Genomic DNA, 12,408 nt, shown 5'->3' with positions numbered 1-12,408 from the left:
GTTCTCGCTCGCCGAGATGATCGAGCAGGTGACGGATGCCGAGCCAAGGGTACTGGTGAGCGATCGCGGTTTTCTCGACAGTGCGCTGCAGCTCGCCGACGCTTGCGACTGCATCACCGCTGTGATCGCTGCCGCGCCGAACACCGCGGGGCTGCCGAAGCTCTACGATTACGAGGCTCTGCTCGCGGACGAGAAGCCTTGCGCCGACGCCGGCCGTGGCAACGACGATCTCGCGTGCCTGTTCTACACTGGCGGTACGACAGGCCGCGCCAAGGGCGTGATGCTCAGCCACCGCAATCTGTGGGTCAACGCGGTGGTGACGTCGCTGTCTTTCGGCTTCGATGAGACCACGGTGGCGCTGCACGCCGGGCCGCTGTTCCATCTCGGCGCCGGTGCTCGCGTCTACACCACCTCGATCATGGGCGGGCGCCATGTGGTGATCCCGCGGTTCTCGCCGAACGACGTATTGGCTGCGATCAGCCAGCACAAGGTGACGGTGGCGACCTTCGTGCCGACGATGCTCGGCATGATCCTGCAATTGCCGGATCTCGACAGCTACGATCTGTCGAGCCTGAAGCTGATCACCTATGGTGCTTCGCCGATGCCCGAAGCGGTGCTGCAGGAGTGCCTGCGGCGGTTTCCGTCGATCAGGTTCGGCCAATCCTACGGCATGACCGAGCTGTCGCCGGTCGCGACCATTCTGTCACCTGAGGATCATCTGCCGTCCGCGCCGCGGCATCGGCTGCGCTCGGCCGGCCGGCCCATTGTGTCGGCAGAAGTCAGGATCGTCGATGACGAGGACAGCGAGCTGAAAGCTGGCGAGGTCGGCGAGGTCGTGGTGCGCGGGCCGATGGTGATGATGGGCTACTGGAAACAGCCGGAACTGACCGCACAGGCGCTGCGCGGCGGCTGGATGCATACCGGCGATTCCGGCCGGTTCGACGCTGATGGCTATCTCTACATCTCCGACCGGATCAAGGACATGATCATCACCGGCGGCGAGAACGTGTATTCGATCGAGGTCGAGAACGCGATCGCGGCGCATCCCGACGTGCTGCAATGCGCGGTGATCGGCATCCCTCATGCCAAATGGGGGGAGGCGGTGCATGCGGTGGTGGTGCGCCGCGCCGGCTCTTCGCTGACGGCGGAGGAGCTGATCACGTTCTGCCGCTCGGTGATCGCCGACTACAAATCGCCGCGCAGCATCGAATTCCGCGACGACCCGCTGCCGCTGTCGAGCGTCAACAAGATCAACAAGGCGGCGCTCCGCGCGGCGTATTGGAGCGACAAGGACCGGCGGGTGAGTTGAGGTTCTGTCTCAGGCACAACGTCACTCGCGTCGTCATTGCGAGGAGCGCAGCGACGAAGCAATCCAGCTTCGCGCGCCGGACGATGGATTGCTTCGCTTCGCTCGTAATGACGGGAAAGGTCGTGCCTCTGTCTTCGGCTAAAGATGCCGGACCGCGCCGTTACCCGCCCAGCGCCGCGCTGATTGCTCTCGCTGCATGTGCCAGCGCTGGGCCGTGGTGTTCGATCAGCTGCTGCTGCGACACCAGATAGGCCGGGCCGCCGAAGCTCAAGGCATATACCGGGCCTCCATTCGGCGGCACGATTGCGGCGCCGACTGCGTTGATGTCCTTGCGCCACTCGCCGGTCGAGATGCAGAAGCCCTGCCGGGCCATCTCGCGCATCGACTTGGTGATCGATTTTTCGATCTTCAGCCAGTCTGAGCCGTGATGCTCGCGCAATTCCGCCAGCAGCGCCCGGCGCTCATCGTCGCCGATCGTCGCCAGATAGGCCTTGCCGAGCGACGTCGTGGCGAGCGGCACGCGGGAGCCCGGTGGCAGCCGCAGGCCGATCAGCGCGTCGCTCTCGCAGCTTTCGATGTTCAGCATCATCAGCCGTTCGCGGGTGCCGAGCCCGACATGCAGTTGGCTGTCTTCGGCGAGCCTGGTCATGATCGGTAGCGCGGCTTTGCGGACGTCGAGATTGGCGAGCGCCGCGTAGCTCAGCGCCAGCGCGCGGGCGCCGAGCTGATAGGTCGCCGAGCGCGGCTCGTAGGTGAGATAGCCGAGCTGGATCAGCGTGTGAGTCATCCGCGAGATCGTCGGCTTCGGCAATCCGGTGCGCTCGGCGAGCTCCTGATTACCGAGCGCGCGGTCGCCGGCGCGAAACGCGCCGAGCACGTCGAGGCCGCGCGCCAGCGCCGAGACGAACAGCCGGCCGCCGGCATCATCGCGTTCGGCGGCGTCGGCGCGGGGCCGGCGCGATGCGCGCTGCAGCGATTGCCGCTCGACGCGGCGTTGCGCGCGATCTTCCGAGCTCACAGCAGGCGGTCGCTTCGCGACTTTCGCGCCACCGCTTCGCTTGGCGGCTGCGGGCCCGCGCGTGGTTGTCTTCGCCGCCATGATCGTGGTTTCCGTGCGGCACGGCCGCGAGTCAAAGATGTTTGCGAAAATCGATTTCGCATATTGTGCGACCGTCGCTGCGGTGGCAAGCTGCACAAAAACAAGAGGAAGCGGAAGGATGCCGATCGACCCCGCGCGCTTGCGCAACTGGCCCATTCCCGACATCGAGCAGAGCTACACCGAACGCGACACCATGTTGTACGCGCTCGGCGTTGGCTATGGCGACGCCCCGCTCGACGCGAAGCAGCTGCGTTACGTCTACGAGCAGGATTTGCAAGTGCTGCCGTCGATGTCGGTGGTGCTCGGCTATCCGGGGTTCTGGCTCGGCAATGAGGACACCGGCGTCGACTGGCGCAAGGTTCTGCATGGCGAGCAGGGTTTTGAGATCTTCAAGCCGCTGCCGCCGAAGGCGACAGTGGTGGGGCGTTCGCGCGTCACCGGTCTGTTCGACAAGGGCGCCGGCAAGGGTGCCGTGTTGTTGTCGGAGCGCGATGTCGTCGACAAGGCGACCGGCGATCTGTTGTGCCGCCTGACCTCGACCACGATGTTGCGCGGCGACGGTGGGTTCGGCGGACCCTCGGGGCCATTGCCGGTGCCGCACGCGCTGCCCGAGCGTGCGCCCGATCTGTCGCTGCGGATCGCAACCTCGCCGCGCGCCGCGCTGCTGTATCGGCTGTCCGGCGACTACAATCCGCTGCACGCCGATCCCGAAGTCGCGCGCAAGGCCGGATTCGACAAGCCGATTCTACACGGGCTGTGCAGCTTCGGCGTGGTTTGCCGCGCCTTGGTCGAGCTTTGCTGCGATGGCGATCCGACGCGGCTGACCAAGATGCAGGTGCGGTTCTCATCGCCGGTGTATCCCGGCGAAACCATCGTCACCGAAGTGTGGAAAGATGCGGAAGGACGACTTTCGTTCCGTGCCAAAGTGGCCGAACGGGATGTCGTTGTGATCAACAACGGTCTCGCCGCGGTCTCGTGACGTTAGTCCGATTATTCCGCATAAAGGAAAACGAGGCGGCCGGCCTGCGGAGAGTGACTTTCGGCGGGCATCACGTATAAGTCCGCCGACGCTGCAACAACAACGAACAACAAGAGGAACGCCCGTGTCCATTTCCCGACGGTCATTCGGAATCGGTGCGACGGGTCTGGTGCCCGGAACGGTCGCAGCGCCTTGGGTTCGCAACGCCAGCGCCGAGCCCGCGCCGATCAAGATCGGCGTGATCAATTCGATGAGCGGCGGTCTGTCGGCCTACGCGCAGGAAGGCAAGCCGGCGTTCGACTACATCATCGACCAGATCAACAAGAGCGGCGGCATCAAAAGCAAGGATGGCGCTAAGATTCAGTTGCTGCAGGCCGACGACGCCAGCCAGCCGGCGCGGACCGCGACGGAAGCGCGCCGCCTGATCACCGAAGAAAAGGTGCCGCTGCTCACTGGCACCATCCTCAGCGCCCAGATGCTGGCGCTGACGCCGGTGCTCGACGAATTGAAGGTGCCGACGCTGTCGATCTGGGCCGGTGGCGCCAAGTCGAACTACATGTTCTCGCTCGGCTATCCGTATGACCGCGGCTACGCGCAGTCGATGCACGATTTCATCGTGTCGCTGCGCGACAACGACAAGTTCCCGATCAAGACCGCGGTGATGTGCTACTCGAACTACGAGGCCGGCCAGCAGGTCAACAAGTTCCTGGTCGAGAAGCTGAAGGCCAGCGGCATCGAAGTGATCGGCGAAGCGCCGCTCGACACCAAGGCGCAGGACCAGACCTCTGCGATGATCCGCATCCGCTCGCTGAAGCCGGACGTGGTCACCGGGCTGGTGACGCCACGCGACGGCATTCTGATGCATCAGGCGCGCTATAACCTGAATTACCAGGGCAGTCTGTTCGTCGGCGGCACCGACGGCTACTCGGACCTGTCGCTGTGGAAGGATCTCGGCCCCGAGATCGGCAAGGCGGTGCTGACGCGCAACCTGTTCGGCATGACCGGCTTCAGCGCCGGCGCCAAGATGGACTCGATGCAGAAGATCATCACCGAGCTGCGCGACGTCGCCAAGCTCGATCGCATCGGTCAGGGCGCGGTTCAATATGCCCAGGGCGCGCGTGTGCTGCAGCAGGTGTTGGAGAACGCCAAGTCGCTGGAGCCGGACGCGCTGCTCGACGCTTTCAAGAGCTTCAAGATCCCGTTCGGCGATCCGCATCTCTACATCGCCAAGCCGAAGGGGCTGCAGTTCGCCGAGGACCGGCTGCTGACCGACGGCTCGGCGATGATGATCCAGTGGATGCCGGATCAGAGCCAGGAAGTCGTGTTCCCGAAGGAGTTCGCACAGGCAGCTCCGCGTCCCAAGAGCTGATCTCGTCGTGGCTATTCTCGAAGTCGACAACATCAGCAAACGCTTCGGCGGCCTGCTCGCGCTGAACGACGTCTCGTTCGGCGTCGAGAAGGGCGAGATCCTCGGCATCATCGGCCCCAACGGCGCCGGCAAGACGACGCTGTTCGGCGTCGTCTCCGGCTTCATTGCGCCGTCGAGCGGCGACGTCCGGTTCGACGGCCAGCGCATCACCGGCATTTCGCCCGACCGGCTGACGCGCCGCGGCCTAGTGCGCAGCTTCCAGATCGTCCAGACCTTCGCCGACATGACGACGCTCGAGGTCGTCACCACAGCGGCGCTGACCCGGCGGCCGCTGCGGCAGGCAATCGATTATGCGGCCGAAGTTCTTACCCGCGTCGGCCTCGGCGCCAAGCTCGATGAAACGCCGGCGACGCTGTCGCTGCAGGACAAGAAGCTGCTCGAAGTCGCCAAATGCGTCGCGACCGATCCGCAGTGCATCCTGCTCGACGAGGTGATGGCCGGCCTCACAATGGCCGAGACCGAAGCGCCGATGGCGATCATCCGCGAGCTCAACCGCTCCGGCGTCACCATCGTGATGGTCGAGCATGTCATGCCGGTGATCATGCGGATGGCGACCCGGATGGTGGTGATCAATTTCGGCGAGAAGATCGCCGAGGGCACGCCCGACGAGATCATCAAGGACCGCAAGGTGATCGACGCTTACTTCGGAGAGCATCTCGATGCTTGAGGTCGAAGGTCTGGTCGCAGGCTATGGCGGCTCGCCGATCCTGCGCGACGTGTCGCTCAGGCTCGCGTCCGGCGAAATCGTCGGCTTGCTCGGCGCCAACAATGCCGGCAAGACCACGCTGATCAACTGCCTGTCGGGGATCGTGACGCCGATGTCCGGCCGCATTCTGTTCGAGGGGCAGGACGTCACCCGCGCCACGGCGCGCGAGCGCGTCGAACTCGGCATCATCCAGGTGCCGGAGGGGCGGCTGGTGTTCCCGGAGATGAGCGTGCGCGAGAATCTGCTGCTCGGCGGGTTTTGCGACCGCGCCCGGCCGCATCGTCCGGCGCAGATGGAAAAGGTGCTGGATCTGTTCCCGCGGCTGAAGGAGCGACTGACCCAGGCCGCCGGCACGCTGTCCGGCGGCGAGCAGCAGATGCTGGCGATCGGCCGCGGGCTGATGGCGGAAGCGCGCATCCTGATGCTGGACGAGCCCTCGCTCGGCCTGTCGCCGCTGTTCGTCCAATATATCTTCGAGATCATCGACCAGTTGCACCAGAGCGGCCTCACCATGCTGCTGGTCGAGCAGAACCTCAATCTGACGCTGCGCCATGCGCAGCGCTGCTACGTGCTCGAACGCGGCCAGGTCGCGGTCGAGGGCGCGGCCGATTTGGTCAGGGACGATCCGCGCACGCGGCAGGCCTATCTGGGCCTGTGAACGGAGACGGCAAGTGAGCGAATTCTGGCAGGCCTTGGCGCAAGGCGTCCTGATCGGAAGCACCTACGGGCTGCTCGCGCTGGGCATGGGCCTGGTGTACAGCGTATCCGGCATCGTCAACTTCGCCCATGGCGATTTCATCTCGCTGGCGATGTTCATGGCGCTGGCGCTGTTCTCGGCGTTCGCGCTTGATCCATACGTCTCGGCGCTGATCACCATCCCGGTGATGGCGCTGATCGGCGGGCTGGTCTACCGCTATCTGTTACGCCCGATGGCCGGGCACCAGTTTCTGATGATCGTGCAGCTCACGCTGGGTCTCAGCCTGGTGCTGCAGAACGGCATCCTGATGGTGTTCGGCGGCCAGCCGGCGCGCACGCCGTCGATCGTCGAATCCAAGCTGATCATCCTCGGCGACGTCGTGCTGCGGCTGCCGCATCTGATCGCGTTTGCGGTCGCGTTCGCGATGGCGATCGGGCTCTACGTGATGCTGCGCTCGACCGATTTCGGCCGTTCGATCCGTGCGGTGCATCAGAACGCGCGTGCCGCGGCGCTGATGGGGGTCGATGTCGGGCGGGTTCAGGTGGTCACCTTCGCGATCGGCGTCGCGATCCTCGCCGTCGCCGCGGCGCTGCTGCTGCCGGGCACGCCGATCACCCCGACCCAGGGCCTGCAGTACACCGTGATCACGCTGTTGGTCGTGGTGCTCGGCGGTATGACCAATTTCGTCAGCATCATGCTCAGCGGCCTGGTGATCGGCATCTCCGAGGCGTTCGGCCAGATCTACGTGTCGGATACGCTCGGCCGTCTGGTGCCTTACGCGATCTTCGTGCTGATCATGCTGTTCCGGCCGCAGGGCCTGACCTGGAGGACGTCATGATCGGCAAGGGCTTCTACCAGACCCTGGCGTCGCCGTGGCTGTGGGGCATTCTGGTTCTCGCGGCCTGCCTGCCGCTGGTGCTGAACAGCTACCACCTGCACCTTCTGACCCTGGCGCTGGTCTATGTGGCGCTGGCGTCGGCCTGGAACCTCGTCGGCGGCATGGCCGGGCAGGTGTCGCTGGCGCACAGCCTGTTCATCGGCATCGGCGCAATGCTGTCGACCGCGCTGCTGGTCAAGTTCGGCATCAACATGTGGGCCGGGCTGGTGATCTCCGCGGCGATCGCCGGCGCGCTCGGCGCCATGATCGCCTGGATCGACTTCCGCTTTCAGCTCGGCCATCTCTCCTTCGTGCTGATCACGCTGGCGTTCGCCGAGATGGGCGCGATCATCGTCGAAGGCTGGGAATTCCTCGGCGGCGCCTCAGGCTTGCTGCTACCGCGTGACACCGGTGATTTCTGGGCATTCCAATTCGGTGGCGGACGCGGTGCGTTCTGGGTGATGCTGGGATTGGCGGCCGCTGTGGTGCTGGTCAACGTCGCGATCCTCAATGCGCCGCTCGGCTATTATCTCCGCACCATCCGCGACAACGAGAAGGCAGCGCAGGCGATCGGCGTCAACGTGCTGCGCCACAAGATCACCGCGATGACGATCTCGGCGGTGCTGACCTCGATCGTCGGCACCTGTTATGTGCGCTATCTGACGTTTGCCGATCCGTATCTGCTGGCGACCCCGACCATCACCATCGAGATCGTGCTGTTCGCCACCGTCGGCGGGCTTGGCCGCGCGTTCGGTCCGGCGCTGGGTGCGCTGTTGCTGGTGCCGCTCGGCGAGGTGCTGCGCGGCCAACTCGGCGGGGCGGTGCCAGGCTTGCACTATTTCATCTACGGCGTCGTCGTGATCGTGGTGATCCTCGTCACACCGCGCGGCCTGCTGCCGCTCGCCGAACGGGCGTGGCGCAGCTTGCGCCGCCGCGGCCCGGAGCCGCGGCCGGCTTCAGCGTCCTAAGCCGGCCGTCAGCGGCCGGGAGCGACTACGCTCCCGGCGCCAGCGCCGCCCCCGCATCGCGGCGGCGGGCCGCGCGCTTCAGCCTAAAGCCTTCGATCAGGCCGTAGATCGCCGGGATCACGATCAGCGTCAGCAGTGTCGACGAGACCATGCCGCCGATCATCGGCACGGCGATCCGCTGCATGATCTCTGAGCCGGTGCCGCTGCTCCACAGGATCGGCAGCAGGCCCGCCATGATCGCCACCACCGTCATCATCTTCGGCCGGACGCGCTCGACCGCGCCTTCCATGATCGCCTCCTGCAGATCGCGCGGCGTCAACCGCTTGCCTTCTGCGGCGCATCGCGCTTTGGCGGCGGCCAGGGCGTGGTCGAGATAGATCAGCATCACCACGCCGGTCTCGGCTGCGACGCCGGCCAGAGCGATGAAGCCGACCGCGACTGCGACCGACAGATTGAAGCCGAGCGCCCACATCAGCCACAGCCCGCCCACCAGCGCGAACGGCAGCGACAGCATCACGATCAGCGTTTCGGTCAGTGATCGGAAGTTGAGGTACAGCAGCAGGAAGATGATCGCGAGCGTCAGCGGCACCACGATCTTCAGCCGTGCGGTGGCGCGTTCGAGGTACTCGTACTGCCCGCTCCAGGTCACATAGGTGCCGGGCGGGAAGCTCACGCCCGCCTGCACCGCCTGCTTGGCGTCGGCGACGTAGCCGCCGAGGTCGCGGTCGCGGATATCGACATAGATATAGGTCGCAAGCTGACCGTTCTCGGTACGGATCGAGGTCGGGCCGCGCGCCGGCTGCACCGTCGCCACCTCGCCGAGCGGCACGGCGCCGCCGGCCGGCAGCGGCACCAGCACGTCCCGGGCGATTCCTTGCGGATCGTCGCGCAGTTCACGTGGATAGCGCATGTTGACGGTGAAGCGCTGCCGGCCTTCCACCGTCGTGGTCACGGTTTGACCGCCGAGCGCGGTGGCAATGGTGTCCTGCACGTCCTGGATCGCGAGGCCGTAGCGTGCCAGAGCCGTTCGTTCCGGAACGATCTCCAAGTAGTAGCCGCCGATGGTGCGTTCGGCATAGGCCGAGGAGGTGCCGGGGACGGTCTTCAGCACCTGCTCGACCTGTTTGGCGAGGCGGTCGATCTCGACCAGATCGGTGCCGATTACTTTGACGCCCACCGGCGTGCGGATGCCGGTCGACAGCATGTCGATCCGCGCCTTGATCGGCATTGTCCAGGCATTGGAGACGCCGGGGAATTGCAGCGCCTTGTCCATCTCGGCAATCAGCCCGTCGGTGGTCAGGCCCGGTCGCCATTCTGCTTTCGGTTTAAGGTTGATCACCGTCTCGAACATTTCGGTCGGCGCCGGATCGGTCGCAGTCGAAGCGCGGCCGGCCTTGCCGTACACCGAGGCGACCTCGGGGAAGCCGCGGATGATGCGATCCTGCATCTGCAGCAGCTCGGCGGCCTTGGTGATCGACAGGCCGGGCAGGGTGGTCGGCATGTAGAGCAGCGTGCCTTCGTCGAGCGCGGGCATGAACTCGGTGCCGAGCTGGCGCGCCGGCCAGATCGAGACGCCGAGCACCACCAGCGCCAGCACGATCACCAGCATCTTGGCGCGCAGCACGCCGCGGATCACCGGACGATAGACCCAGATCAGCGCCTGGTTGATGATGTTGCGATGCTCCGCAACGATCTTGCCGCGGACGAAGATCACCATCAGGGCCGGCACCAGCGTCACCGACAGCAGCGCCGCCGCCGCCATCGCGAACGTCTTGGTGAAGGCGAGCGGCCCGAACAGCCGCCCCTCCTGCGATTCCAGCGTGAAGATCGGCAGGAACGATACGGTGATGATCAAGAGGCTGAAGAACAGCGCCGGCCCGACCTCGGAGGCGGCCTCGATCAGGATCGCGATGCGTGATTTGCCCGGCTCGGCGCGCTCCAGGTGCTTATGGGCGTTCTCGATCATCACGATCGCGGCGTCTACCATGGCGCCGATCGCGATCGCGATGCCGCCGAGGCTCATGATGTTGGAGCCGAGGCCGAGCAGCTTCATTGCGGCGAAGGCCATCAGCACGCCGATCGGCAGCATCAGGATCGCCACCAGCGCGCTGCGGACGTGCAGGAGGAAGATGATGCACACCGCGGCGACCACCAGGCTCTCTTCGAACAGGGTGTGCTTCAGCGTGTCGATCGCGCTGTAGATCAGCGTCGAGCGATCATACACCGGCACGATCTCGACCGATTTCGGCAGGCTGCTGGCGATTTCCTGGAAGCGCTTCTTGACGTGCTCGATCACATCGAGCGCGTTGACGCCGAAGCGCTGCAGCACGATGCCGCTGGCCACTTCGCCTTCGCCGTTGAGCTCAGCGATGCCGCGGCGCTCGTCGGGGCCGAGTTCGACCCGCGCCACATCCTTCAGCAGCACCGGTGTGCCGCCGCTGGCCTTCAGCACGATGTTGCCGAGGTCGTTGATGTCCTTGAGGTAGCCCTTGCCGCGGATGACGTATTCGAACTCCGACAGTTCGACGGTGCGGCCGCCGACATCGGCATTCGAGGCGCGGATCGCCTCGCGCATCCGCGCCATAGTGATGCCGCGGTCGCGCATCCGCTGCGGATCGAGCACCACGTTGTACTGCTTGACGAAGCCGCCGATGCTGGCGACCTCTGCGACGCCTTCGGCCTTGGCCAGCGCAAACCGCAGATTCCAGTCCTGGATGGTGCGGGTGTCTGCAAGGTTCAGCTGTTTCGACATCACCGCGTATTGGTAGACCCAGCCGACGCCGGTGGCGTCCGGGCCGATGCTCGGCGCGACGCCTGCCGGCAGACGCGAGGCGGCGCCGTTGAGGAATTCCAGCACCCGCGACCGCGCCCAGTAGATGTCGGTTCCATCCTCGAAGATCACGTAGACGAACGACACGCCGAAGAACGAGAAGCCGCGCACCACCTTCGACTTCGGCACCGTCAGCATCGCGGTGGTCAGCGGATAGGTGACCTGATCCTCGATCACCTGTGGCGCCTGCCCGGGATATTCGGTGTAGACGACGACCTGGGTGTCGGAGAGATCCGGAATGGCGTCGAGCGGCAGATGCAGCAGGGCGTAGAGGCCCGCAGCCGCTGCGAATCCGGTGCCGAACAGCACCAGCAGCAGATTGCGTGCCGACCAGGCGATGATCCGGGCAATCATGGCTGGGCTCCGGCGTGGTCGTGTGCGTGATTGTGAGACGATGCTTGCGGCTCGGTGTTGGGGGCGTTCGCTCCGTCGGCAAAGCCCTTTAGCGCGGCCTTCAGATTGCTCTCGGCGTCGATCAGGAAGTTGGCGGAGGTGACCACCGCCTCGCCTTCGTCGATGCCGTGTTTGATCTCGACGACGCCGTCGCCGCGACGTCCGAGCGTCACCGTCCGCGGCTCGAACCGGCCGTCGCCCTTGTCCACCAGCACGATGCGGCGGCTGCCGTTATCGAGCACAGCGGAGGTCGGGATCGTCAGCGCCGGTGCATCGCCGGCGATGTCGATCTCGGCATCGACATACATGTCCGGCAGCAGCTTCAGATCCGGATTGGCGAGTTCGACACGCAGCCGCGTGGTGCGGGTGTCGCGATTGACCTGCGGATAGATCACCGCGATCGTTCCCGACAGTGCGCGATCCGGGAAGGCGCGGGCCCGGATCGTCACCTTCTGGCCGACAGCGAGAGAGCCGAGATCGCGTTCGGCGACGTCGACTAGCGCCCACACCGTCGAGATGTCGGCGATCCGAAACAGCACATCGCCGACATTGGCGCGCATGCCGTCGATTGCGTTGCGCTCGAGCACGATGCCGTCGCGCGGCGCGCGCCATTGCACCGTCACCGGCGCGGTCCGCGTCCGCTCCAGTTCGGCGATGGTCTCGTCGGGTACGTCGAGATTGACCAGCCGCTGCCGCGAGCCGCGGCCGAACGCTTCGATCGTGCTGGTGGTCTTCGAGTTGATGGTCGACAGATATTCGGCGGCGGCTGACGCGATCGCCGAGCTGTAGATCTGCATCAGCGGCTGCCCGGCCTTGACGAAGCTGCCGGTGGTGACGTCGGCAATCTTCTCGACGAAGCTCTCGCTGCGCATCGCGATCACCGAGATGCGGCGCTCGTCGAGCTGGATCACGCCCGGCGCCTTCACCATCACATGCAGGGCGCGGCGTTCGGCTGGCTCGGATTTGACGCCGCTGCGCTGGATCTTGCCGGGTGAGAGCTTCACCGTGCCGTCCGCACTGTCCTCGCCCTCATAGACGGGGACGTAGTCCATCCCCATCGAGTCCTTCTTCGGCACCTTGGAGATGTCGGGCAGCCCCATTGGATTGCGGTAGTACAGGAT

At 65.4% G+C, this 12,408-nt stretch carries 10 protein-coding genes; 7 read left to right on the top strand and 3 right to left on the bottom strand.

What is annotated here, in order from left to right; genetic code table 11:
- A partial coding sequence (locus DYI24_RS11350; RefSeq protein WP_164572364.1) for a class I adenylate-forming enzyme family protein occupies positions 1–1,309 on the top strand: 1,309 nt, incomplete at its 5' end.
- A gap of 160 nt (positions 1,310–1,469) precedes the next feature.
- Here the strand turns inward: DYI24_RS11350 and DYI24_RS11345 are convergent.
- Positions 1,470–2,327, bottom strand: coding sequence for an IclR family transcriptional regulator (locus DYI24_RS11345; protein ID WP_349627768.1), 858 nt, complete (start codon positions 2,325–2,327; stop codon positions 1,470–1,472).
- Between the two features lie 199 nt (positions 2,328–2,526).
- Here DYI24_RS11345 and DYI24_RS11340 point away from each other — a divergent pair, with 199 nt between their 5' ends.
- From DYI24_RS11340 to DYI24_RS11315, 6 genes are all read left to right on the top strand, one after another.
- Positions 2,527–3,387 (top strand): MaoC/PaaZ C-terminal domain-containing protein, encoded by an 861-nt coding sequence (locus DYI24_RS11340; RefSeq protein WP_164572362.1) that lies wholly within the window; start codon positions 2,527–2,529, stop codon positions 3,385–3,387.
- Positions 3,388–3,556: 169 nt separating this feature from the next.
- A complete protein-coding gene (locus tag DYI24_RS11335) occupies positions 3,557–4,756 on the top strand; it encodes an ABC transporter substrate-binding protein (protein ID WP_349627767.1) in 1,200 nt (399 codons plus the stop codon).
- Positions 4,757–4,763: 7 nt separating this feature from the next.
- Positions 4,764–5,483: an ABC transporter ATP-binding protein gene (locus DYI24_RS11330; RefSeq protein WP_164572360.1), complete on the top strand. Its 720-nt coding sequence runs from the start codon at positions 4,764–4,766 to the stop codon at positions 5,481–5,483.
- Positions 5,476–6,180, top strand: coding sequence for an ABC transporter ATP-binding protein (locus DYI24_RS11325; protein ID WP_164572359.1), 705 nt, complete (start codon positions 5,476–5,478; stop codon positions 6,178–6,180). Before DYI24_RS11330 ends, DYI24_RS11325 begins: the two co-directional genes overlap by 8 nt.
- Positions 6,181–6,193: 13 nt before the next feature.
- On the top strand, positions 6,194–7,057 hold the full coding sequence (locus DYI24_RS11320) for a branched-chain amino acid ABC transporter permease (protein ID WP_164572358.1): 864 nt from the start codon (positions 6,194–6,196) through the stop codon (positions 7,055–7,057).
- Entirely contained in the window at positions 7,054–8,064 is a 1,011-nt protein-coding gene (locus tag DYI24_RS11315; protein ID WP_164572357.1) for a branched-chain amino acid ABC transporter permease, read from the top strand. The genes DYI24_RS11320 and DYI24_RS11315 overlap by 4 nt, the downstream gene beginning before the upstream one ends.
- 25 nt (positions 8,065–8,089) lie before the next feature.
- Here the strand turns inward: DYI24_RS11315 and DYI24_RS11310 are convergent, their stop codons facing one another.
- Together DYI24_RS11310 and DYI24_RS11305 are read right to left on the bottom strand one after the other, a co-directional pair.
- On the bottom strand, positions 8,090–11,248 hold the full coding sequence (locus DYI24_RS11310) for an efflux RND transporter permease subunit (protein ID WP_164572356.1): 3,159 nt from the start codon (positions 11,246–11,248) through the stop codon (positions 8,090–8,092).
- The coding region (locus DYI24_RS11305; protein WP_164572355.1) for an efflux RND transporter periplasmic adaptor subunit at positions 11,245–12,408 on the bottom strand (1,164 nt) is incomplete at its 5' end. The genes DYI24_RS11305 and DYI24_RS11310, both read right to left, overlap by 4 nt.

It is taken from the genome of Rhodopseudomonas sp. BR0C11, from assembly GCF_010820945.1.
GTDB classification, from domain to species: Bacteria; Pseudomonadota; Alphaproteobacteria; order Rhizobiales; family Xanthobacteraceae; genus Rhodopseudomonas; species Rhodopseudomonas palustris_H.
Note: the sequence above shows the minus strand (reverse complement) of the source record. Positions and strands in the feature narration are given on the sequence as shown.